The 23912-nt window shown below is 44.8% G+C and carries 21 protein-coding genes and 1 riboswitch; all 21 genes read left to right on the top strand.

Features of this window, described 5'->3' with window-relative positions; translation table 11 throughout:
- Nucleotides 1–542: 542 nt before the first annotated feature.
- Entirely contained in the window at nucleotides 543–1550 is a 1008-nt protein-coding gene (gene trpX, locus G470_RS0106100; RefSeq protein ID WP_028274058.1) for a tryptophan ABC transporter substrate-binding protein, read from the top strand.
- Nucleotides 1551–1555: 5 nt separating this feature from the next.
- Complete coding sequence (locus tag G470_RS0106095) at nucleotides 1556–2473, top strand: ABC transporter permease (protein ID WP_028274057.1); 918 nt, start codon at nucleotides 1556–1558, stop codon at nucleotides 2471–2473.
- The gene (locus G470_RS0106090) at nucleotides 2473–3282 is read left to right on the top strand and encodes an ABC transporter ATP-binding protein (RefSeq protein ID WP_028274056.1); all 810 of its coding nucleotides are present in this window, start codon (nucleotides 2473–2475) and stop codon (nucleotides 3280–3282) included. Before G470_RS0106095 ends, G470_RS0106090 begins: the two co-directional genes overlap by 1 nt.
- Before the next feature lie 108 nt (nucleotides 3283–3390).
- Complete coding sequence (locus tag G470_RS0106085) at nucleotides 3391–3822, top strand: MarR family winged helix-turn-helix transcriptional regulator (RefSeq protein ID WP_028274055.1); 432 nt, start codon at nucleotides 3391–3393, stop codon at nucleotides 3820–3822.
- 39 nt (nucleotides 3823–3861) lie between these two features.
- Nucleotides 3862–4467 (top strand): ECF transporter S component, encoded by a 606-nt coding sequence (locus tag G470_RS0106080; RefSeq protein WP_028274054.1) that lies wholly within the window; start codon nucleotides 3862–3864, stop codon nucleotides 4465–4467.
- 132 nt (nucleotides 4468–4599) lie between these two features.
- Nucleotides 4600–5739 carry an alcohol dehydrogenase catalytic domain-containing protein gene (locus tag G470_RS0106075; RefSeq protein ID WP_028274053.1) on the top strand — a complete coding sequence of 380 codons (1140 nt, stop codon included), beginning with the start codon at nucleotides 4600–4602 and terminating at the stop codon, nucleotides 5737–5739.
- A gap of 186 nt (nucleotides 5740–5925) precedes the next feature.
- Entirely contained in the window at nucleotides 5926–6642 is a 717-nt protein-coding gene (locus G470_RS0106070; RefSeq protein WP_028274052.1) for a YrrS family protein, read from the top strand.
- Between the two features lie 162 nt (nucleotides 6643–6804).
- Nucleotides 6805–8070: a YcjF family protein gene (locus tag G470_RS12870; protein WP_051258462.1), complete on the top strand. Its 1266-nt coding sequence runs from the start codon at nucleotides 6805–6807 to the stop codon at nucleotides 8068–8070.
- Between the two features lie 176 nt (nucleotides 8071–8246).
- Complete coding sequence (locus G470_RS0106060) at nucleotides 8247–8687, top strand: hypothetical protein (RefSeq protein WP_028274051.1); 441 nt, start codon at nucleotides 8247–8249, stop codon at nucleotides 8685–8687.
- Between the two features lie 102 nt (nucleotides 8688–8789).
- A complete protein-coding gene (locus tag G470_RS0106055; protein WP_028274050.1) occupies nucleotides 8790–9530 on the top strand; it encodes an alpha/beta fold hydrolase in 741 nt (246 codons plus the stop codon).
- A 171-nt stretch (nucleotides 9531–9701) separates the two neighbouring features.
- On the top strand, nucleotides 9702–12596 hold the full coding sequence (locus tag G470_RS0106045) for an insulinase family protein (protein ID WP_028274049.1): 2895 nt from the start codon (nucleotides 9702–9704) through the stop codon (nucleotides 12594–12596).
- A gap of 128 nt (nucleotides 12597–12724) precedes the next feature.
- Complete coding sequence (locus G470_RS0106040) at nucleotides 12725–13579, top strand: SDR family oxidoreductase (RefSeq protein ID WP_028274048.1); 855 nt, start codon at nucleotides 12725–12727, stop codon at nucleotides 13577–13579.
- A gap of 173 nt (nucleotides 13580–13752) precedes the next feature.
- Entirely contained in the window at nucleotides 13753–14595 is an 843-nt protein-coding gene (locus tag G470_RS0106035) for a patatin-like phospholipase family protein (RefSeq protein WP_028274047.1), read from the top strand.
- A 255-nt stretch (nucleotides 14596–14850) separates the two neighbouring features.
- A complete protein-coding gene (locus tag G470_RS0106030) occupies nucleotides 14851–16581 on the top strand; it encodes an ABC transporter ATP-binding protein (RefSeq protein WP_028274046.1) in 1731 nt (576 codons plus the stop codon).
- Nucleotides 16578–18344: an ABC transporter ATP-binding protein gene (locus tag G470_RS0106025; RefSeq protein ID WP_028274045.1), complete on the top strand. Its 1767-nt coding sequence runs from the start codon at nucleotides 16578–16580 to the stop codon at nucleotides 18342–18344. The genes G470_RS0106030 and G470_RS0106025 overlap by 4 nt, the downstream gene beginning before the upstream one ends.
- Nucleotides 18345–19091: 747 nt before the next feature.
- Nucleotides 19092–19454: a helix-turn-helix transcriptional regulator gene (locus tag G470_RS0106020; RefSeq protein ID WP_028274044.1), complete on the top strand. Its 363-nt coding sequence runs from the start codon at nucleotides 19092–19094 to the stop codon at nucleotides 19452–19454.
- 635 nt (nucleotides 19455–20089) lie between these two features.
- Nucleotides 20090–20644, top strand: coding sequence for a tyrosine-type recombinase/integrase (locus G470_RS0106010; protein ID WP_028274043.1), 555 nt, complete (start codon nucleotides 20090–20092; stop codon nucleotides 20642–20644).
- A 160-nt stretch (nucleotides 20645–20804) separates the two neighbouring features.
- Nucleotides 20805–22214 carry a hypothetical protein gene (locus tag G470_RS12865; RefSeq protein WP_051258461.1) on the top strand — a complete coding sequence of 470 codons (1410 nt, stop codon included), beginning with the start codon at nucleotides 20805–20807 and terminating at the stop codon, nucleotides 22212–22214.
- Nucleotides 22189–22389, top strand: coding sequence for a hypothetical protein (locus G470_RS14400; protein ID WP_051258460.1), 201 nt, complete (start codon nucleotides 22189–22191; stop codon nucleotides 22387–22389). The genes G470_RS12865 and G470_RS14400 overlap by 26 nt, the downstream gene beginning before the upstream one ends.
- Before the next feature lie 171 nt (nucleotides 22390–22560).
- Nucleotides 22561–22664: riboswitch (SAM riboswitch) on the top strand.
- A gap of 69 nt (nucleotides 22665–22733) precedes the next feature.
- Nucleotides 22734–23012, top strand: coding sequence for a hypothetical protein (locus G470_RS0106000; RefSeq protein WP_028274042.1), 279 nt, complete (start codon nucleotides 22734–22736; stop codon nucleotides 23010–23012).
- A 667-nt stretch (nucleotides 23013–23679) separates the two neighbouring features.
- On the top strand, nucleotides 23680–23912 hold a 233-nt coding region (locus tag G470_RS12860; protein WP_051258459.1), incomplete at its 3' end, for a helix-turn-helix domain-containing protein.

Raw genomic sequence — 23912 nt, 5'->3', positions numbered from 1 at the left:
TGCTTATTTTGTGGTGATTTAAGTATAACGAATCTTCATGTCTTTTTGTATTTTCAGAAATTACTGTGTGTTGCAATTCATTTTACAACACACCACCAAAATTTATCTGAATAAGCGGCCTCAATGTGCTTGACAAACCAATATGAGTGGAGTAGGATAAATACAATTCTTAGAATAAGAAAGAGGGGTTCTCATGACACACACAGACACCATTCAATTGAATAGCTGGCAAAGCCACTAGACTGCTGTATCATGAGACGTCTCATAGATGCAGCCTTCACAATGAAGTATGCGTCTATGTTGGCTTATTTGACTTTACATAATCAATGCCGCATAGATCGATGATTTTTCGATAGGTCTATGCGGCATCGCTGGCTTTAAACAGCTGCCGCTTTCGGCAGCTGTTTTTTTATACAAAAAATCATTCATAAAAACTGGAGGGCTTGAGATGGAAGAGCAGAGAGTAAAACGATGGCGCCCCTTACTGAACGGCTTCAATCAGTGATAAAAAATAAAACGAATAACGTTCAGGAGGAAGACACATGAAAAAAATGATGGGATTCATTACTCTTTTGAGTGCGTTTTTAATTTATGCTTTCATTGACGGATACAAGACGGAATCAGTGGAAGGGGAGAACAAGTTGCCGTATGTCGGGATTTTACAGCTGGTGAGTCACCCGGCCCTCGACGACATCACCCGGGGAATCACGGACGCTTTAGAAGAAGAAGGGTTCGTGGACGGGGAGACCATGGTGTTGGATTTCCAAAACGCACAAGGCGATCAAAGTAACCTGGCCACGATGAGCAGCCGCTTTGTGAACCGCGAAGCAGATATCATGGTGGGCATCGCCACACCGGCTGCACAGGCACTCGCCAATGCTTCGCAAGACATTCCGGTTATACTGGGCGCCATCACCGATCCTGAAAGCTCGGAATTGGTGGAAAGCAATGAGCGTCCCGGCGGCAACGTCACCGGCGTCAGCGATTTAACCCCGGTGCGGGAGCAGTTAGCTTTGATTCAGGAGTTGATGCCGGACGTTCAAACGTTGGGCATCATGTATTCTTCCAGCGAAGACAATTCCATCATCCAAGGGGAGATGGCTGAAGAGTTTGCAGCTGACTTTGGATTTGAAACAGAAACAATGACCATTTCATCCACAAACGATGTGTCACATGCAGGAGCCGCATTGGCCAACAAGGTGGATGCGATATGGGTGCCGACAGACAATACCATTGCAAGTGCATTCCCGACACTGGTCGAACAAGCGGACGCACAAGGCATCCCCATCTTCCCGGCAGTTGACACCATGGTTCAAGAAGGCGGACTGGCTACGATCGGGCTGAATCAATATGAACTGGGCAGATTAACCGGAGAGATGACCGCAGCAGTGTTGAAAGGCGAATCGGATCCAGCGGTGACGCCGATTCAGTACGCTGAAGAAGGCGATTTGTTCATCAATACCAAAAAAGCGGAAGAACTCGGAATCTCCATCCCTTCTTCCATGCTCGAACGAGCAACAGACACCCAAAACGAACAGGAGAGTGAATAAAGATGATGAGTTTAATTGTCAATGCAACCGCAGAAGGCATGTTATGGGGAATGATGGCGTTGGGTATTTTCATCTCTTTCAGAATCTTACGCAGGCCCGACATGACGGCGGAAGGGGCTTTTCCTTTAGGGGCCGCAGCAGGCGCACAACTGATTGTTTCAGGGATTCACCCGCTCGTCGCCACTGCCGGTGCTTTTTTGTCCGGCTGTCTGGCAGGCGGCATCACAGGGGTTCTGATGACCAAATTGCATGTTCCGCCGTTGTTGTCCGGGATTTTGACCATGACCGGGTTGTATTCCATCAACCTTAGAATCATGGAACGGGCGAACTTAAGCCTGCTTGGAGAAGAGCTGGTGATGTCTTTGTTAACGGACATTGTTCCACTTCCTGCTTCATTTGATGCGATTTTTGTTGGTATTGCTGTGTATGCCGCTTTGACCGTCCTCTTAATCTACTTCTTCAAGACGGATTTAGGGCAGGCGCTGATTGCCACCGGAGACAACGAAACCATGGCGCGCTCTTTGGGGATCAAGACAAACAGTATGAAGGTCATTGGTCTGGCGCTGGCTAACGGCCTCATCGCACTCTCCGGCACACTAGTCTCCCAGAACAATGGCTACGCCGACGTCAGTATGGGGATTGGAACAGTCGTTATCGGGTTGGCCTCTGTCATCATTGCAGAAGTGGTGTTCACCAAACTATCTTTGGGTGGCCGCTTGGTTTCATTGGTCTTAGGGTCCATTATCTATCGGCTGATCATTTCTACCGTCTTGGCCTTGGGGATGCAGCCAAATGATTTGAAGCTCATTTCAGCCATCATGCTGGCAATCTTCTTATCGATGCCAAAACAATTCAACAAATTGCAATCGAAATTCGCCCGTCAATCAGAACCATTGGAATTGCAGGAAGGGGAGAGCCGATAATGACAACCACACCTAGTTTACAAGTCACCGGACTAAGCAAAACGTTTAATCGCGGAACAGCAAATGAAAACCGCGTACTGAAAAATTTGCGCTTCACTGCCAAAGAAGGGGACTTCATTACCGTGATTGGCGGAAATGGAGCGGGAAAATCGACCTTATTAAACGCCCTGTCAGGGAGTCTCACAGCGGACACAGGCCGGATTATTCTCAATGGGAAAGATGTAACCACGCAATCTGAGGAAAAACGAGCCCGCTGGGTTTCGCGTGTGTTTCAAGATCCGTTGATGGGCACAGCGCCACGGATGACTGTGGCGGAAAACCTTTCCCTGGCGATGCATAGAGGAGAAAAACGGCTGTTCAAGCGAACGCTCCACGATGAATCCCGGCAGCATTTCCACACATTGCTTAAACAGACCGGTTTGGGGCTGGAAACTCGTTTGGACGAAGAAGTGGGGCAGCTCTCGGGAGGGCAGAGACAAGTCATTGCGATGTTGATGGCGACGCTCAAGCGACCAGAGCTGTTATTGTTGGATGAACATACAGCTGCTTTGGACCCTAAAGCCGCCGATATGGTGATGAAGTTGACACAAAAAAAAGTCAATGAAGAAAGATTGACCACATTGATGATCACCCATAACATGAAACACGCCATCGAGTACGGCAACCGGTTAGTGATGATGCAGGCTGGAGAAATCATTGTCGACATGCAGGGAGAAGAAAAGAACCAACTGACGGTTGAGCGGTTGATGCAGCTCTTCCAATCCAGAACCGGCGGCGAAGAGCTGTCCGATCGGATGATGTTGGTGTAAAATTACAAGCGGTTTTTTGAATTGCTATCTTTCCCTTTCTTTAGTATAGTTGGGCTATACAAGTAACCACCAGATCGTTCACTAATGACGATACGAAAGGGGAATACTATGGCTCAATCTGCATCGATTCCCTCATTGATTGATAAGCTAGAAGAAGTGGTTTTCATTTACACACGGCTGGTTAAACAGCTCCAAAAAGAAATCGATCTGCCGGCTTCGTTTATACCGATTATTGAAATCATCCAAGATGACAAACTGACGCTGAAAGAAATAACGGAGTATGCCATGTTGGACAAATCCACCATCAGCCGTCAAGTCAACCAAATGGTGAAAAAAGGATTGGTCACTCGAGAATCGGGGGAAGACAGACGGTTTGTCTATTTCTCTTTGTCTGACGATGCCAAGGAAGCTTACCGTTCGTACCAGTTCGAATTAAACAAACGAATGACTGCCGCTTTTGCTCCATGGCCCGAAGACGAAAAACAGCTCTTGTACGTATTGATGGGGCGTTTAGGGAGAAGTATGCTGAAACAAATGTAAAAATTTCACTATTATCAGTCTTTGAAATGAGGGAAACACATGCCGAAGCGCAAAAACAAAAAAAACACCAAACGGATTGCTTTGCTCGGTATTTTTACCGCCATTATTTTGATTCAAAACTTTGTTCCTTTTTTGGGAAACATTCCGATTCCTCCCTTAAATCCTACGATCATTCACATCACGGTGATTGTAGCCACCTTGGTCATCGGAACAAAAGACGGGGTCATCATTGGGGGGATTTGGGGCATCGTGCGGATGATCAGAGCTTATACCGTCCCTTCCTCTCCTCTTGATCTGCTCTTATGGACCAATCCAATCATCGCTTTTATCCCGCGGATGTTGATTGGTTTGGTCACCGGCGTTGTTTACCAACTGCTGAAACGTCGAAACCAAAAAAACCAAACGTTTGCCATGGCAGCGGCTTCGGTGGGAGGGTCTTTGACGAACACCTTACTCGTTTTAACATTCATCTATTTGTTTTACGGAGCCGAATATGCGGCTGCGTTGGACGTGGACATCTCCAATTTGATGCTGGTTCTGGCTGGCGTTGTCGCCACGAACGGTGTGGCCGAAGCAGTTGTTGCAGCGATTGTGGCGCCGTTGGTGTCCAAACCATTGTTGAAAATCAACGGAAAATCTAAATAGCTCATCTGAAACAGTCGATTCTCTACGCACCTTAAAAGAGAGTCGGCTGTTTTTGAGTGCATTTTATTTCTTGTCCTGTTTTCGCCATGTTAAAGTAAGAGAAACCAGTTACAAATATAAGGAGGATTTTTTATGCGCGCAGTTACCTATCAAGGCAAGGAAAAAATGGAAGTCACCACAGTGCCTGATCCGACCATTGTTGAACCGACTGATGCGATTATCCGCATAACGGCTACAGGCATTTGCGGGTCAGATTTGCATTTATACCACCACGGTGATTTGTTTGTCGAAAAGGATTACGTGATTGGCCATGAACCTATGGGGATTGTGGAAGAAGTCGGACCGGACGTCAAGAAATTGAAACGCGGCGACCGGGTCGTCATCCCATTCAACGTCAGCTGCGGACACTGCCACTTTTGTGAACACGGAATGGAAAGCCAGTGCGACAACTCCAACAAAAACCCTGAATCCGACTATGGCGGGTTGTTTGGATTCGGAAAACTAAACGGCGATATTCCAGGAGGACAAGCGGAGTACTTACGGGTTCCCTATGCCGCCCCCACTTCTTTTGTCGTTCCGGACAGCGATTTGCCGGATGAGAAAGTTTTGTTCTTGTCGGATGTTTTGCCGACTGCTTGGTGGAGTGTGGAACACGCCGGCGTCAAGGAAGGCGATACGGTCGTTGTTCTCGGTTCCGGACCGATTGGGTTGAACGTTCAACGTTTCGCGAAGATGAAAGGCGCTGCACGAGTCATTGCTGTGGACAATGTTCCACATCGACTGGAACATTCAGCGAAAAAAATCGGTGTGGAAACCTTGAACTTCGATGAAGTGGACTTTGCCGGTTTGGCTCTGAAAGACATGACCAACGGCGGTGCAGATGTGGTCATCGATTGTGTGGGAATGGACGGTGTAGTCCGTAAAGACGAAAAACTGACAAATCTTGTCTCCCCGCAAAGAGGAACCACCAACCCTATTGAAACAGCCAGTTTCGCTGTCAAGAAATTCGGAACCATTATGTTGACGGGTGCGTATTTGACACCGGCGACGAACTTTATGCTGAACAACATTTTCGCACGCAACATCACGGTCAAAACAGGCCAGGCGCCAGTGGTTCATTTGATGCCGAAGCTGTATGACTTGATCCTGGAAAAAGCGTTTGACCCTACTGATATCATTACACATACTATGTCACTGGAAGACGCCGCAAAAGCTTATGATATGTTCGACAAAAAAGAAGACGAAAACATCAAGTTTGTGTTAAAACCATAACGACAAACAACATCAAACCAAACTGAAGAAGCTCACTCTCAAATGCATGTCAATGCCTTTAATGGAATTGACATGCATTTGTTAGGTTGGTTATCGTTTTTAGTAGATTGTGACAAGAAAGAAATTCTTTCTGTGCTAATTTTGTGGTAAACTAAGGGCGATTATCGGGAAGGAGAGCTTCTTATCATGAAAAACAACCAAGAAAATAAGAAACAAGACAACGAACTGTCTCGGACAAAACGAAATGGGACAGAAAGAAGAAAGAGCAAGCTCATCTATTCTGCTGTTGTAGGCGGATTGCTGATCATATTATTGCTGTTGCTTGTATCCATCTTTTCAGGCGGTGAAGAACCTGAAACGCAGCAAGCCGGAGAGACCGACACGTCTTTCATCGTTCAGGATTCAACCGCTGATTCTTCAGCGGAAGACACAGCGAGTGACTCATCTGAAGAAGCGGATTCGAGCACTTCGGACGAAAACGCTCAAGACACGGAAGAAGAAAACGAAGAACAAGATACCTCTGAAGACGAGGAAAAGAAAGACACAGATGAGGAAAACGAAGAGAATGTAGAACCGGCCGAACCTTCCGACGACTTGGTCACTCGGGCGTACACAGGCGACTGGGACCCGATCGGAACCAGCCAAGAAGGCGAACACACAACGGATTTCTCCAACGGTTCACAAGACCGTATTGAAATCAAACAAGCTGTGTCATCCGTCACAGGATTAAACCCAGATAATATGATTGAATGGTGGGTTGGAAACGACGGACCGGATAAAGTGGTTGCGACCGTCACGGATGGAGACCAAACAGAAACATACCGCGTGTATCTTTCATGGGTGGACAACGGAGGATGGAAGCCGACGAAAGTGGAAGAACTGAGAGAAAACGACAAAAGATAATTGTGCAAGGGAGGTGGACACCAGTGGTCCACCTTTTTTGTTGCACGTCAAAACCTTTTTCTTCAACGTTTTGACGGGTTCAATGTTAGAATAAAAGTATCCATTTACTAGTAAGAGAGGGGGGGCGTTCTTCTTTTCGTACCAACGAGAAGAACAACCGAAATGAAAAATTTAGGAAACGACTTTAATGTAGTGCAAGAAATTTTGGACAAAACCGAAGAAGAATTGGAGAAAATGTCTCCCATCAATATTTTGATTGCCGGAAAAACAGGCGTAGGCAAGAGCACGTTAATCAACAGCGTCTTTCGTGAAAAACTCGCCACCACAGGGATAGGGAAACCCGTTACTCCGCACCTGCGGAGAATCTCCAAAAAAGGGGTTCCGGTCGTTCTCTACGATACAAGAGGTCTGGAATTGGAACAATCGGTGCAGAAGCAGGTCAAAAAAGAAATATCCGACTTGTTCAACAAAACGAAAGGGACAAAAGAAGAACTGCATGCGGTTTATTACTGCATCAACGGGAATTCTTCCCGTATCGAATCCCTTGAATTGGATTTGATCACAGAGTTAAGCAAACAACTGCCCGTCCTTGTGGTTTTGACGCAATCCATCGGTCAGCCTGCCGTGGAATTCAAGACGTATATTGAAGAGTTGAATCTGCCGGTAGCGGGTGTATTGAATGTGATGGCAGAACCGTACCCGGTTTCAGAAGAGTACACCATCCCGGCTTCCGGTCTAAAAGAATTGATCGAGCGCACATTTTCGGTCATCCCGGAGGACGCAAAAAAAGCTTTTAACAATGCCCAACAGGCGGACATCGCACGAAAAGCCCGTGCCGCCCGTCGTTGGGCGACTCGCTATATCGTCACCACGTTTGGTGTGGGATTCATCCCCATTCCTTTTTCGGATGCGTCCCTGCTTGTCCCGATGCAGGTGACCTTGCTGGCCCATATCACGGCTATTTTCGGCATTTCTTTGGACAAAGCGTCCATCGTCAGCATGGTGGCTGCAGTCGGCGGAACAAGCGGCACCACCTTCTTGGGGCGGTCGATGGTCGCCAACGTCATCAAGTTCATTCCGGGGGCAGGAACCTTGGCCGGCGGCATCATCAGCGGAACGACAGCCGCGATGCTGACCAGCGCTCTGGCAATGAGCTACATTGAAGTGTTGACGCTCATTGCCAACGGGGAAAAAGAAGGGAAATACCCTGATTTATCCAAACTGGAGACGCTGATGCGGGAACGGTTCGAAACCAAGCTGAAAGTCCGTTCGAAAAAGAAAACCCTCAAAGGGGTCACCAAAGTGGAAGACCAGGAGATGTCCGAGCTGGAACAATTCTTAACCAAAGATACCAAACGTTCAAATGGGAAGATGGCGGTCCTACAGCGGGCAGCCAAAAAAGTATTGGATAAGTATTTGAATAAATGATGCAAACCGTCTGATGAATGCTCTCTGTTATCATCAGGCGGTTTACTTTCATTCTGACGGATTGAAAGATGTAGATGTTTTCGGATGGTCGAAGTGAGAGTTTACCTGTCGTTTTTGTTATGATAGATAAAACGTTTTACTGATTTAAAAAACAATATGGAAAGAGGGAAGAGCGGATGACACAGACAGTTTACACGAAGTATTGGATCAATAAGCGGGACGGCGTCCGCAAACGCCACGGACACTACAAAACAGAAGAAGATGCGCTGCAGGGAATCAAGGCTTGGTGGGAAATTCATAACGAAGATTATGAACCGAAGATTGAACGGACGAATTCCGGCGCCCTGGAAATTGCTTATATCGACGACAATTATTTTTATCGCATTGAAGAAGAAGAGATTGAAGGAAAACTGCCAAAAACTTCGTATAAGCTGTTGAAAAAAGGGGAAATCCAAGCCAAACGTGCGCAGTTAAATTTGGATGAAGAGTCCCATTTGTTTGATGAACTGGCGGAACCTTTTCGTGACCGGCTTATCCAAGCGATGGCAGATCCTAAAGAGGCCCGTCAGTACATTTATACCAGCGAAGGTGAAATGATTCGTAAGATTGAATCTTGACTGACATTTTGTTTTCAGTTGGTTTCCGCGTATAATAGCCACATAAACAAACTTACTGTATTTTTGTAAGATTTGTTTCAGCATTTTAAAGAGGTGTATACAGTGAAAACAACTGTCCGCAGTCGCATGATAGGAAACATTCCAGTGTTGGAAGTGGTTCCGGAAGAAAAGAAGAACGAAGTCCTGCCGTTGATTGTATATTATCACGGCTGGCAGACGAATAAAGAAATGATTTTTTCTCAAGGGAAAAAAATAGCCGAAGCCGGGTTTCGGCTGGTGCTTCCGGACGCGGCCAACCACGGCAAACGCAAGCAAATGATGTCTGAAATTCCTTCATTGATTTTTTTCGACAGCATCCACACTAATCTCTTTGAGTTTGGGTACATCGTTGATTATTTTAAACAAAGAGGCTTGTGTGACGAGCGAATCGGCGTTGGGGGGCTGTCTATGGGCGGCATGACCACTTGTGCGCTCTTGACCCAGAACCCGGAGATAAAAGCTGCGGCTTGCTTGATGGGAACGCCTAAACTAACGGCATACCGCGATCGAATCCGACATTATGCAACAAAATTCGGCCGCTACCTCCCAAATGATTATGAAATGCTGACGAATTGGATTCCCGAATACGACTTGTCGCGTCAGCCGGAAAAATTGAACGGCCGCCCGCTTTTCATCTGGCACGGAAGCGAAGACGATCGTGTGGCTTATGCCGATGCAGTTGAGTTCATTGAAAACAATCTGGATGCCGATTTGACGGTTGAGTTGGAAGAAGGAGCCGGGCATCTTGTCGTTCCTCAGACAGTCGAAAAAGTGAGAGACTTTTTCATGCGAGAGTTACAATAAGCTTCCCAACCTTTCTCAGGAGTGCGCCAGCCCTCTTTCATGAGAAAGGTTTTTCTGTTTGAAAAGGAGATTCTTTTTCTCATTTCTATAGAAAAAATGGCTGTTTCGATCCGCTTTCATGCTATTATATTCATATGACACAAAATACACACATAAACGGGGGATTAGTTGATGGCTTTTAAGGAAATTGAAACACAGGAATTGACGGACATCCAGTCTGTCGGCACCATCTACGAACACGAAGAAACCGGTGCACAAGTTTTGTACTTAAAAAACGATGACCCAAACAAAGCATTTACCATCGGGTTTAAAACACCACCGTACAACGATAATGGAATCGCGCATATTTTAGAGCATTCCGTCCTGAACGGTTCTAAAAAATATCCGTCTAAAGAACCCTTTGTGGAATTGATTAAAGGCTCATTGAACACCTTTGTCAACGCGATGACGTTTTCTGATAAAACGATCTATCCAGTGGCTTCCACCAATCAGAAAGATTTCATGCATTTGGTCGGCGTATACTTGGATGCTGTATTCCAGCCAAACTTATACGAAGACCCGCAGATTTTGGCTCAAGAAGGCTGGCACCACCATTTGGAAGACGAAGCAGATGATTTGATTTATAAAGGCGTCGTCTACAACGAAATGAAGGGCGCCACTGCGTCTCCTGAAAGACAAGTGTACAATCACTTGTCCCGCCAGTTGTATCCTAACAGCGTTTACCGCTATGAATCCGGCGGGGACCCGTCAGCCATTCCAAGTTTGACGCAGGAAGAATTTATTGATTTTCATGAAAAATATTACCATCCAAGCAATTCAATGACCATCCTTTACGGGGATTTGGACCAAGAAGCTGTCTTCGAAGCGTTGGAAGAATATTTCAATGGAAAAGGGCGCCTGGAAGAAACCGTTGATTTGTCTTTTGAAGCTGCTGTTCCTGCTGAACAGGACTTTGAAGACACGTATTCCATCACCGCTGGAGACGACCCTGAGAACAAAGATTATTTGGCTCTGGGATGGCATGTGGCTGAACCTGAAGATGCTTTGGACCAGTATGGGTTGGAAGTCCTGACGGAGATTCTGTTCGGAAACAACCAATCGCCACTTAAAAAAGCCTTGCTCGATGCAGGCATCGGCGGAGATATTGATGGGGACACGGCGACTATCGGGTACCCAACTTCTTTCATCATCACAGCCAAATACTCAGATGCCGCTAAGATGGAGTTATTCAAAAAAGTCGTCCGTGAGACATTGGAAGAATTGGCCACTCAAGGATTGGACCAAGAACTGGTGGATGCGGCATTAAACAAAATCACTTTCCGAACGAAAGAAGCCGCCATCTCTGAAGACAACCCGCGCGGGGTCCTTTATGCGATCAACGCCTTGCAAACGTGGTTGTACGGCGAAAGTCCTTTTGTGAACTTGGAATTTTCCACCTACCTGGACCAATTGAAAGAGCATGCACGTAACGGGTACTTCGAAAAAATGATTCAACAAAAACTATTGGACAACCCGCTGCGTGTGGCGGTCACTTTAAAAGCAGAACCAGGAAAAAATGACCGCTTGGAAGAACAAGTCCACAAAGAGTTGCAGGAATATAAAAAACAACTTTCTGAAGAAGCGATTCAACAAATCACAGAAAACACACAAGCGCTGATCAAGCGGCAGGAGACACCGGACAATCCGGAAGACTTGGCCAAAATCCCGACGCTGACAAAAGATGACTTGAGTACGGATGTTCCATCTTATCCTTTGGAGGAAACGGCTTTTGATGAAGAAACCTCCTTCTACCATGCGGACCAGTTCACTTCCGGCATCGATTACATCAATTTGTATGTCGATATCAAAGACCTTCCTGCAGAAGATTATCCGCTTTTGAGTTTCACGAGCAGTTTGATGGGGAAATTGGCAACAAAAAACTATGACGTCGCAACTCTACAACGGAAGATTGACTTGCACACAGGAGGCATATACGGGACCGTCTCCACCTACGAAGACAAAGAAGGCAACTTGAAGCCGTACTTTGTCCTGCGCGGGAAAGCGTTGGAATCTTCTTTGGAACAATTGGTGGACTTGATGAAAGAAGTGCTTGCCCACACTGTATTTACTGATACAGCAGAGATGCTGAAAATCACGCAGCGGTTAATTTCAAACTTCGAGAACCGCATCAATTACCGTGCTCATGTGCTTGCTGCCGATCGGGCGCTCAGTCAAGTCAAGCCGTCAGCGAAATTGAACGAGCTGACAAACGGCATCGATCAATTCAATTACTTGAAGTCTGTCCGGGAGACACTGCAGTCAGCAGATGCTTCCGCATTAATCGGCCAGTTGAAACAAATGATGGACACGCTTTTGAACAAGAATCGCCTGCATGTCTTGTATGTAGGGGAAGAAGAACGTGTGAAACAGGTAAAAGAACAGCTTCAGACAGCCTTTTCCTCTCTACCAAGCACCGAATTGGGAAGGCCGGTGGAAATCAAGCCGGGTGCCAAACAAAACGAAGCGTACGTCACTGCCCAAGACGTCAACTATGTCGGTATCGGGGCGGATGCACGTGGGAAACTACATTATACCGGCGCGACGCAAGTGCTGGCCACAGCACTCCGGTACAATTACTTGTGGAACGAAATCCGTGTGAAAGGCGGAGCGTATGGTTCCCTCTACAGCCATCAGCGCAACGGCAACTTTGCCTTAGGCTCGTACCGTGATCCAAACATCAAGAATACATTGGATGTCTACGAGAACCTTCCTAATTATGTGAAAGACTTGGAGATTGCAGAAGACGAGCTGTTGAAGTACATCATCGGGACCATCAGCCCGTTGGAACAACCAAAATCCGCCTTCAGTAAAGGGTTGACCGCATTTTACCGCCTGCAGACAGGCGTGACCCGGGAAGACCTGATTCGATTGAAAGAAGAGATTTTGGCCACAGATTCCGATGCCCTGTCTTCTTTGCATGAAGACATCGAAAGTGTGTTGGAAGAGGGGACCGTTGTCGTCATCGGAAACAAAACCCAAATTGAAAACGAAAAAGAGTTGTTTGACGAAATCTTTGAATTGTATTAAAAATCCCGAAAGAAGCCGGTTGAGAGTACTCACCGGCTTCTTTCGACCCTTTTTGTTTCCACTCGCTCTTTCGTTTTGTTATTCTGATTGTAGAAATACAGACATTTCATTATCCAAGGAGGGGTTAGATGGACACAGAAAAAATATTGATCACTGGTGCAGGTACAGGTTTTGGACGGATGTTCGCATTGGAATTGGCGCGCATGGGAAAAGATGTCATTGCAACGACAGAAGTGCTCTCGCAAGTCTCCTCACTCGAGAATGAAGCAGAAGAAAAAGGGCTCTCTATGAGAATTGAAAAGCTGGACGTGACCGATCCTGGAGACCGTGAAAAAGCATGGGAATGGGACATCGATGTGCTGGTCAACAATGCAGCTGTCAAAGAAGGCGGGTCGTTGGTGGATATTCCAGAAGAGAACTTACACAATCAATTTGACGTTAATGTCACCGGTCCCGTACTTTTAACGCAGGGATTCGCGAAGAAAATGGCAGAACGCAAAAGCGGCCGCATTGTTTTTGTATCCTCCGTTTCAGGGATGATGACCAACCCTTTCTCAGGACCGTACTCGGCTTCCAAGTTTGCCACAGAAGCGGTGGCCAGTACACTGGCGCAGGAACTCCAGGAGTTCAATGTTGAGGTGGCGACCATCAACCCCGGTCCGTATTTGACCGGATTCAACGACCGCGAAATGGAAACGTGGAAAAGCTGGCAGGACGATCCCGCCCAGCGTCTTTTCGATTATGAAAAAGTTGCTTTCCCGTTTGAACAGTACGATCCAGCGGAAATTCTGGAACCTTCCATCAAAGTGATTCTGGGAGAGACCAAAGCTTACCGGACAGTTATTCCAGAAGACATGGTGGAACAGGTCAAGCAGGCCCAGCAACAGCTGTGGGACAAGAAAACAGACGAAGCACTGGGGCAGCGCCATCAAATGGTCCAAAAAGCCTACGACTTAAAGCCGCGAACAAAAGCGGAAGAATAGACGGATAAGCAACCAGCCACCCCTTGCAAAGTTAAAGTTGCAGTGGGTGGCATTTTGTATAAGTTCTAACAATCAGGTTCATTCCACTGCATACGAACACCTTTATAGATGTTATAATAACATCAAACAAATCACAGCGCTCATTTACAGAGAAGAAAGAAGAGGATTCATGGATGACTGCAGGAATGGTTTTAGAGGGCGGAGGGATGCGGGGCTTGTATACAGCCGGCGCCTTGGACCGCATGCTCGATGAAGAAATAAAAGTGAACGGCATGGTGACTGTTTCAGCCGGAGCATTGTTCGGCATCAACTATGCCTCCCAGCAGCGTGGCCGTGCTCTGCGCTACAATAAGGACTATATCAATGATAAACGCTACATCAGCATACGAAATCTGCTGACGACTGGAAACATCGTAAGCAAAGAGTTTGCTTACTATACAGTGCCGTTCGAACTGGATATCTTCGATGAAGAAGCGTTCAAAAAGTCCGGCATTGACTTTTTCGTTACGGTCACAAACGTAGAGACGGGAGAGCCTGAGTATGTGCTGATTGAAAGACCGTTTGAGCAGATGGAAGCTTTGCGGGCGAGCGGATCCATGCCGTTTGTCTCTAAAATGATTGAAAACAACGGACAGAAGTACTTGGACGGAGGAGTCAGCGACAGCATTCCTATTCGAAAAGCGCAGGAATTGGGCTATGAAAAACTGATTGTCATTTTGACCCGACCACTGGATTATCGGAAAACTAAAGCCAGCGAGAGATTCATCAATCTGTTCTACCGAAAACACCCTCGATTTGCGGAGAGATTGAAGAACCGGCACCATACTTACAATGAAACCGTCGAAGAAATCATCCGATTGGAAGAAGCAGGGGAAGTGTTCGTCATCCGGCCATCTCAGACCATTCCCATCAAGCGGCTGGAAAAAGACCCCGGCAAACTGGAAGAAATGTATGAACTGGGAGTAAAAGATACAGAACTCATGATGCATGACTTAAAGGCTTACTTGGAGAAGTGACCTGTAAAGTCTGTTCATATGAAACAAAACAAAGCGTGTCCTCACCGATATATATATAGTTGAGGGTACGCTTTGAGTATATGTAAAAAGGATCGGTATTAATTTGAATTCAAATAAAGTTTTTATTCTTTTTATACAATATTGATTAAGTATTCGAAAAGAACTAAAATAAGGAGCGCTATTTAATTACTTTACAAGGATTCGTCATGCCGGTATGGCTTGATGTCGCTTACTGCATAGAAACGGAGGAATGTTATGAGATTCATGTGGCAATTTTTAAAAAGGCAGCACAGGTATGTCTTTATCAGCGTCATTGGAACGCTGGGAAAAGTACTGGTGATGATGGGGCTGCCTACATTATTGGGAGTCATGATTGACACAGCTTTAATACCTGGAGATTTTGAAAGAGCCGTGACCATAGGATGGTGGATGTTGGGACTTGCTTTGATTGGATTAGTCGGTCGTGTGGTCAGTACATATGGAAGTGCCCATGCAACAGCAAAGATGACAGAGGACATACGGAATGAAGTGTACGGGAGGATGGTTCAGTTTTCCCACGATGAATACAAAGAGTTTGGTGTTCCTTCGCTGACAACACGTATTTCCACAGACGCTTTTGTTTTGATGCAATTTGCGGAACAATTGCTGCGCATGGGATTGATGGCTCCGCTGATGATACTGGCAAGCATTGTGTTTATGTTCAGTGTCAGCCCGAATTTGTCCATCGTTCTTGTCCCTTCGTTGTTCTTGATGAGTGGCATCATTTACTTTTTAGCGAAGTTTTCGCATCCGATTTCTGAAAAGCAGCAAAAGAACTTGGACCGGATCAACGGAATCTTTAGAGAAAACATCAACGGGAACCGTGTGATTCGTTCCTTCACTCAAGAAGAGAGCAGATTCGTGCGGTTCAACCAAGTGAATGACGCCTATAAAAACAATAGTCTGAAACTGTTCCGTACATTGGGGTTGGCGGATCCGGCTTTTACCTTTATCATTGTGAGCATGATTGTCGTGATTGTAATTTTAGGTTCACGTCAAATTGAGCTAGGCAACATGCAGGTCGGGGTGTTGACGGCGTTTATTGAATACAGTTTCCACGCGTTGTTTTCTTTGTTGATTATGGCTCAGCTATTTATCATGTACCCCCGTGCCACGGTCAGCGCAAACCGGTTGGAGGAAATCATGAAGGTGATGCCGTCGATTGATGAAAATGAAGACGGGGTAGTGGAAACGCCGATTAAAGGCGAAGTGGAATTTCAAAATGTGTATTTCCAGTACTCTGATGCAGACGAACCAGTACTGAAAAACATTTCCTTCAAGGCTCAAAAAGGGCAGACGGTTGCATTTATCGGATCTACAGGAAGTGGGAAATCAACCGTGGTGCAGCTTATTCCCAGACTGTATGACGTCACATCCGGACGAATTCTAGTCGATGGAGTGGACGTAAGAGACTACAACTTAAAAGCGTTGCGTGAGAAAGTTGGGTATACGCCGCAGAAGTCCTTGCTGTTCAGCGGGACAATTGCGGATAATTTGCGATTCGGGAAAGAAGCAGCAGAAGAAGCAGACTTTGACCACGCCACTTCCATCTCACAAGCATATGATTTCATTCAGCGGCTTGAAAACACGTATGGATCGAAATTGGTAGAAGGGGGCACAAACTTCTCCGGAGGACAACGTCAGCGTTTGGCAATTGCCCGCACAGTCATCGACCAACCGGAAATCTATATTTTCGATGACAGTTTCTCTGCGTTGGACTTCAAAACGGATGCCAAAGTAAGAGGGTTGTTGTCTAAAGAAACAACCGAATCGCTGACGTTCATTGTGGCGCAGCGGGTCAGCTCGATTATCAATGCCGACCAGATTATTGTGCTCGATGAGGGAGAAATTGCGGCTATGGGAACACACAAAGAACTGCTTGAGACCAGCGAACTTTACCAAGAAATCGCCCGTTCCCAGTTGAGCGAGGAGGAGTTGTACGGATGAAAGACATCATCGAATTACGTCGAGTGTGGCCGTATATCAAAACATACAGCGGTCAGTTTTACATTGGAATTGCGATGATTTTGTTGGTTGTGATTACATCTGGGTTGGAGCCGTTTATTTTGGGCTTGGCAATCACCGAAATCGGAAGAAATGTCGTGGATATGATAGAAGGAGTTCCAGGAGCGGGAATCAATTATCCGTATGTGATCCGTATTATGGCGATCTACGGAATTCGTGGTCTATTGAATATGGCCGGCCGCTATTTCGCCACTTTCTTCATTTCGGGAGTTGTGCAAAAAGCCATGTTCGACCTAAGAAATGACATGAGTCAAAAAATGAACCGCATGCCGATTTCTTACTTTGACGGTCATAAGCTAGGGGATATTTTAAGCCGTGTGACGAGCGATATCGAATCCGTATCGAACTTTTTAACCCAGACTTTTGCGCCTACCATGATGGGGTTGTTGCAAATTTTCTTCGCAATCATTATGATTGTGGTCATCCGACCGACAATTTTAATCATTGTATTTGCGATGATTTCCCTCACGTTGGTTTACTCGCGCTTGGTCATCCAATGGGGCCAGCCGATGTGGAAGAAACAAGTAAGCACATTGGGAGCTCTATTCGCGTTATCACAGGAACATTTGAGCGGATTCACAGAGTTGAAAGTATACAACCAAGAGGAAGAATCTTTGAAGCAATTCAAAGAAAATAACGCTCGGTTATCAAAAACAGGCGCGGATGCCGCTTTCCGTTCAGGGTTGGTCATGCCGGGAACCAGCTTTATCTCCGAAACGTCTTATGTAGCAGTTGCACTGATTGCGGGTTGGAGAGTATTGCAGGGAACCGTCACATTGGGGAACTTGCAGGCTCTGGTACAGTACGTCAGCCAAATCAACCACTCGATCAGTCAAATTACGCAAATGAGCGGAATGATGCAGAGTGCGGGCGCCGCCAGCGCCCGGGTATTCAAATTGTTGGACGAAGAGGAAGAAGACACGTCAAACGAACCGCAACAATTGCCTGAGAAAGTGAAGGGCGAAGTGGTGTTTGATCATGTGAAATTCGGCTACTCTCCAGAAAACATCTTGATGAATGATGTCAGTTTCACCGTGAAGCCTGGTGAGACAGTTGCGATTGTCGGACCGACCGGAGCAGGGAAAACCACACTCATCAACTTGTTGCTTCGCTTTTACGATGTTTTGGATGGCGCCATATATATTGACGGAATAGACATTTCCAAACTTTCCCGTCAGAACTTACGGGAGCATATGGGGCTGGTGCTGCAGGACGCTTGGCTGTTTCAAGACACCATCGCAGAAAATATCCGTTTCGGCAACAAAGACGCCACGAAAGAAGAAATCATCCAAGCGGCAGAGACCGCAAATGTGGATCACTTCATTCGTACTCTGCCAGATGGTTACGAAGAAATCATTCAGCCGGACGGAGACGGTATCTCACAAGGGCAAAGACAGCTCCTGACAATTGCGCGGGCCGTCATCAGTGATCCAGATATTTTGATATTAGATGAAGCGACAAGTTCTGTCGACACCCGATTGGAGCAATTAATTCAAAGTGCCATGGACCGAGTAATGGAAGGGCGGACCAGCTTTGTCATTGCCCATCGTTTGTCTACTATCCGCAATGCAGATGTAATTTTAGTTATGGATCAAGGGAACATCATTGAAACAGGGAACCACGACGAGTTAATCGCACAAAACGGATTTTACGCTGACTTGTACCAATCCCAGTTTGAGGATTAACGAATCTAAAATAATTTAAAGAAGCCGGGATTTTGTCTCGTCTTCTTTTGTTTTTTTATTGAAAGGCGGATTTAAGTGAGTATGACAATGAATAGAGTTATACTATAACATGATTAAACAGAACCATGTTCTAAATTCACAATCACTTTCCATTTTCGCACGCATCTACTTCACTAACAACATCACCTCACAACACGCTGTTTGCTAATCCCATACAGTCAAGAGAGTCTAGTACATTGGCCAAAACGGGTGCTATAATGGGTATATGAGGTTAACGAAGGTGAAGCTGCCAATGCCGATCATTTGAAGCAAGCGATGAGAAGACTCGAATCCTATCGAACAGCAACAGAACTCTGAAGGTGCATGGAATCCAAGTTAAATCTTGTATTGAAAAACCTCTTCTGAAGAGTTTTTTCTTTGTTCTACCAAAACCGAAATGATAGCGTCTGTGATTAGCATAGGGAAGACGATTAGACACCGTAATCTCTTTGTGAAAGCTTTTTTGTGAATCAGACTCACGATAACTAAATATGGTTACTTGTCACTATGTTCCAAATTCACAATAAAAATCTAACTCCGCACGCATCTACTCCAGCAACACATATTACCACTTCAAACGCCATATACCAACATAAAACAGTCAAGGAAATATGGTACATTGGGTAAAAATGAATGCTATAATAGAGGTGTGAATTTAGAACAATAGTGTGTGTCGCAAGAATCAAAAAATGAGAGGAGCTGGAAGCTATGACGAAAGGTGTAAGTACATTCTTGCTGCGTCAACGAGCCTTCTTAAAGTTGTATATGATCACGTTGACCGAACAAGAAAAAATGTATGGCCTAGACTATCTGGATGAACTTGAAAAAAAGTTCGATCGTTTCGGATATCGGCCGAATCACTCCGAAATTTACAAATCGCTCCACGAACTCATAGACGATGGCATATTGGAAAGATACTCAAAAACGAAACAAGGCAAAAAATACCAAAAGGTTATTTATTATCAAATTAAAAATCCTGACGAAGCAAGACGTTACAAAAAAATGTTGAAATCGGAACTGGAGCGTTCGTCTGGATTGCTGCAGACAGCTTTGAAAGACAATTATGGCTGATTTGCCATCTCGTGACGCTTTTCGATAGCGAAAGACCGCTGGAAAAGGCGATCTGACAGGTATAATTTTAAAAATATGTTTTTTAAGAACGTTTCGTGGGTAAGTCATCATGACAGAAGCTGAAATCGCCTTAAAACCCGCGAGAATGTCAGAGTAATTTCTGGACGATAATGCATCTGTTTAACTTCTTGTGCTGGGAGAAATTTCCAGGAGACGTTAATGACAAATCAAAAATGATTCCGTTGAGTGAAATGACAAACTCGTCTCTGAAACGATCTTTTCTGAAAAGACCTCTTTTTGAAGAGGTCTTTCTTTTGTTTCCAGGCAACTTTTAAAATGAGCGGTTTTGAGGATGGATTGCGGACAAGTGGGCGCATAGCTGTTTGAAAAGGCGTCAGAAGACGCGAGAATCACACGACTCCCTGAGGATACACAACTACAATTGTGTATCCTATGGAATGTTGCTATACCAAGGTCTAAAATGGTACACTAAAGGGGCAAAAAAACGAAATCAGGTGAAAAAAGTGACTTTTAGGGGTGTTTTTTCCCTTTTTTCAGAGTAGGCTAATGAGGGATTCTTTATGTTCATATATTCACATAGACAAAAGAGGTTTTCAGAATAGGAGGAACTGAAAGTGAATTTTACATATCCCATTCAAAACAAAAAGAAAATCAAAGAGTTGATGGAAGTGTACCCGTTGGAATCCAAAAATCGGTTGCTCTTGGAATTCGGATTGCGGACCGGACTCCGTATCAGCGACATCTTAAATTTCAAAGTGGAAGACGTCCACAAAAAAGAATCCGTTTGGGTGCAGGAAAAGAAAACGAAGAAAAAGAAAATGATTTCGCTGCACCCCAAACTGCGGCAGTCCATTCGGCTGTACGTCAAAACGGAAAAGCTGAAACCGGATGATTACATGTTTTATTCTGCGAAGAACCCCACGCAACCCATTCAGCGCATGCAGGCTCATCGAATCATCTCTCATGCCGGCGACATGATCGGTATCGTTCCGTTGAGCGCCCACTCACTGAGAAAGACATTCGGTTATTGGTCCTACAAACAAGGAGTTGACATCAGTTTGCTGCAGACGATCTTTCAGCACTCATCCCAAGCGGTTACGCTGCGTTATATAGGCATCACGCAGGAAAATATTAATAGAGTATATGAAACCGTCGACATGGGATTCTGAGTGCGCACTAACGGGTCGCTGTCATGAATTGTTTAATTAATTATACCATTATGCCCATTCTCCATTTATAAACATGTATAATGGGGGATGGGTTGTTTATTATTCAAGGGTAAGTTTTCGAATAATACTGCATCACTTTAACTCAGAAAAGGAAGGTTATATGACAAAAAGAAAGTTACGTTTCACGCTATACAGTTTGCTGGCTATTGCTACGCTGGTAATCTTTTACGTTTTTACCCCAGCTATCAATCTTCACTCTCAACAATTTAGGTTTCTGATTCTTTTAGTTACATTATTGACAGTTTCCATTGAGATCGCCATAGACAAACGAGCTTTTCTACATAAAAAAACAAAATACGCGATTTTGTTTATACCGGCAGTTGCGATTCTCGCCATTGCTCTTGGGAACGTATTTAACGGGGTTGTTTTCCGTTCAACAGACTATGCCGGTTTAATTCAAGTAGAAGAAAAGAACTTTGAGCAAGATTTTCCTGTGATGGACGAATCTTCTATTCCTATGATGGATAGAGATACTGCTCAACGATTAGGGGATAGACGCATCGGTTCAGTCAATGAATTGGTTTCCCAGTTTGTCCCGGCCGAAACCTATACGCAGATCAATATCGACAACAACCCTTACCGCGTAACCCCGCTGCGTTATGCCAGCTTTATCCGTTGGGTGAGCAACCAAGACGAAGGAATACCCAACTATCTAAAAGTAGATATGGTATCAGGTGAGGTAGAGGTCGTAGATCTTGCAGAAAACATCAAATATTCCGATTCTGAATTGTTAAATCGAAATGTCAAACGTCACTTGCGGTTCAAATATCCAACAAAAATATTTGAAAATCCTTCGTTTGAAGTGGACGAAGAAGGCCATCCCCATTATATTGCCACCACTTATGAAAACAAGTTTTGGTTCACCCAGCTCGAACCGACGGGGTTGATTGTGTTGGACGCCGTAACGGGCGAAACACAAGAGTATGATTTAGAGAATGTACCTGGTTGGGTCGACAGAGTGTATTCAGCCAACCTCATTTTGGAACAATTAAATTACAGAGGGAAGTATAGCGACGGTTTCTTTAATGCGGTATTCGGCAAACGCGGAGTCACTCAAACAACCGAAGGCTATAATTACATTCCGATGAACAATGACATCTATCTGTATACCGGAGTCACATCCGTCAACAGCGATGCCTCAAACATCGGTTTTTATCTTGTCAACATGCGTACGAAGGAAGCAGAATTTTATCCAGTCACTTCTGCGGATGAGTTTTCAGCAATGGATTCAGCAGAAGGTTCTTTGCAACAAATGCGCTTTGAATCAACGTTTCCGTTGTTGATCAGTTTGAACCATCGTCCTTATTATATTTCTTCCTTAAAGGACGATTCAGGGCTGGTTCGTTCGTATGCGTTGGTAGATGCCCAAGATTACCAAAAAGTCATCACCAGTGAGACGGTAGACGGCTTAATCGCAGAACTGAACGGCCGGAACGCCTCAAACGGCAAAGACATGAATGTTGAAGTAAGTAACCGACGAAAACTTGACTCAAATCACCGGGCAGGTTGAAAATATTTCGCAGGCCGTTGTATCCGGGAACACCATTTATTACTTCATGATTGACGGCAGCGTTTATAAAGCAGACATCAACTTACATGACGGTTTGCCGTTTGTTGAAGTAGGGAGTGACATATCAGGAGAAGTAAACGAAAACAATGAATTCCGAGTGATTAACCTAGATTAAATAAAAAATAGGTGAAAGCATCACCTTAAGTACTGCCAGTATCCTTTTACATCCTCCATCGTTAAATGATGGGGCATGTTGATTGGGGCTGGCAGTGTTTTTTATTGTTTTCTGCTTTTAATTGACAACATGACTCACTATAGTTATCATTAAAGGCGAACTGAATAAAACACCTTATCAAGAGCAAGTGGAGGGAATTGGCCCTGTGAAGCTTCAGCAACAGACCGGTACGGCACTGTGCTACATCCAACAAGAGAATTCTTGAAAGATAAGTCGACCTTTTCAGGCGCGGCTTATTTTAAAGCGGTGCTTTTTTTGTTCGAATAAAATGGAGGGGTCGGAATATGACAGAAGAAGAACTGATTGGAAAAATCACATCGATAGAAGGGGTACGGGTGATGTTCAAGCGAACTGAAGAAGGGGAGGTACGCGTTTTCTGGAAGGGGCAAAACCCCATCGCCAGTGTCTATGTGCATGGCCAAACATATGACATTGAATACCCAAAGCTGTACGAGATGGATTTGAATCATATTCTACAGATAGATGCTTGGCTGCATGAATATGTCCACACACCTTTACAGGACCGATTCGACAAACATTCAGACTCTCTTGACTGTTTTTAGATTAGTATTTAGCGTGTGGTGAGGTTATGGTATTATCGAAGTGAATGCGCTCGAAAGTGAAGTTTAATTGTGAATTTGGAACATGGTTCTAGTTAATCATATAAAAGCAAGATAAGATCGTTCAAGCTGGTTTAGACCTTGGTAATCCTCCGCAGCAGTGCTGCAAAAGCAGTGCTGCAAAGCCTTGAAAGAAGAGGAGAGGGAGGAGGGGAGAAGAGGGGCAGCTCTTGCTCAAACAACCCACTGAACAGTCCTTTAAATTGACAAAAGCCACTTCATTTAAGCGAAGTGGCTTTCTGATTAAAAATAAAACAGTTATAAAGTTCTTATTGGGGCTGATAATACTTGTAGAATGATACTCCTACATTTCTCATTTAAACAACACAAACCCTGCCTCTTTTGTGTCCTTGCAATTCTCAAATTGCTCCAGTGTGAGTAAATTTCTTTAAAACATAGTGAAGCATTACTCGGTGTCTTTATCTTTAACGTGTCTTTTATTATAGCATGACATCAGTTGCTTGTAAAGAATAAATAAATCCGATAAGCGGATTAAAAATGATGGTGTGTTGTAAAATGAATTGCAACACACAGTAATTTCTGAAAATACAAAAAGACATGAAGATTCGTTATACTTAAATCACCACAAAATAAGCAAAGGAGAATCTTCATGTCCACAGGTAATTATAACACAAATCAGACTCGATCATTCACACATTTAGATTTTAAAGAAAGACAACTGATAGAAAAATGGTTAAACGAAGATGTTAATAAAGCAGAGATAGGCAGACGCCTTGGGCGTAACCGTTCCACAATCCATAGAGAAATCAATCGAGGCACAGTAGAACAAATCAAACAGATTAATGGCTATAATAAAAAAGTCACTGTGTACTATTCAGATTC

Source organism: Atopococcus tabaci DSM 17538 (assembly GCF_000429585.1).
GTDB classification, from domain to species: Bacteria; Bacillota; Bacilli; order Lactobacillales; family Carnobacteriaceae_A; genus Atopococcus; species Atopococcus tabaci.
This window is presented reverse-complemented; position numbering and strand designations above follow the sequence as displayed.

Bases quoted from the DNA above. Each gene is read 5' to 3' on its own strand.
- G470_RS0106080 (WP_028274054.1), top strand. From the start codon at position 3,862: ATGCCGAAGCGCAAAAACAAAAAAAACACCAAACGGATTGCTTTGCTC.
- G470_RS0106030 (WP_028274046.1), top strand. From the start codon at position 14,851: ATGAGATTCATGTGGCAATTTTTAAAAAGGCAGCACAGGTATGTCTTT.
- G470_RS0106025 (WP_028274045.1), top strand. From the start codon at position 16,578: ATGAAAGACATCATCGAATTACGTCGAGTGTGGCCGTATATCAAAACA.
- G470_RS0106020 (WP_028274044.1), top strand. From the start codon at position 19,092: ATGACGAAAGGTGTAAGTACATTCTTGCTGCGTCAACGAGCCTTCTTA.
- G470_RS0106075 (WP_028274053.1), top strand. From the start codon at position 4,600: ATGCGCGCAGTTACCTATCAAGGCAAGGAAAAAATGGAAGTCACCACA.
- G470_RS0106045 (WP_028274049.1), top strand. From the start codon at position 9,702: ATGGCTTTTAAGGAAATTGAAACACAGGAATTGACGGACATCCAGTCT.
- G470_RS12865 (WP_051258461.1), top strand. From the start codon at position 20,805: ATGACAAAAAGAAAGTTACGTTTCACGCTATACAGTTTGCTGGCTATT.
- G470_RS12870 (WP_051258462.1), top strand. From the start codon at position 6,805: ATGAAAAATTTAGGAAACGACTTTAATGTAGTGCAAGAAATTTTGGAC.
- G470_RS0106095 (WP_028274057.1), top strand. From the start codon at position 1,556: ATGAGTTTAATTGTCAATGCAACCGCAGAAGGCATGTTATGGGGAATG.
- G470_RS0106040 (WP_028274048.1), top strand. From the start codon at position 12,725: ATGGACACAGAAAAAATATTGATCACTGGTGCAGGTACAGGTTTTGGA.
- G470_RS0106035 (WP_028274047.1), top strand. From the start codon at position 13,753: ATGACTGCAGGAATGGTTTTAGAGGGCGGAGGGATGCGGGGCTTGTAT.
- G470_RS0106070 (WP_028274052.1), top strand. From the start codon at position 5,926: ATGAAAAACAACCAAGAAAATAAGAAACAAGACAACGAACTGTCTCGG.
- G470_RS0106060 (WP_028274051.1), top strand. From the start codon at position 8,247: ATGACACAGACAGTTTACACGAAGTATTGGATCAATAAGCGGGACGGC.
- G470_RS0106000 (WP_028274042.1), top strand. From the start codon at position 22,734: ATGACAGAAGAAGAACTGATTGGAAAAATCACATCGATAGAAGGGGTA.
- G470_RS0106085 (WP_028274055.1), top strand. From the start codon at position 3,391: ATGGCTCAATCTGCATCGATTCCCTCATTGATTGATAAGCTAGAAGAA.
- trpX (WP_028274058.1), top strand. From the start codon at position 543: ATGAAAAAAATGATGGGATTCATTACTCTTTTGAGTGCGTTTTTAATT.
- G470_RS0106090 (WP_028274056.1), top strand. From the start codon at position 2,473: ATGACAACCACACCTAGTTTACAAGTCACCGGACTAAGCAAAACGTTT.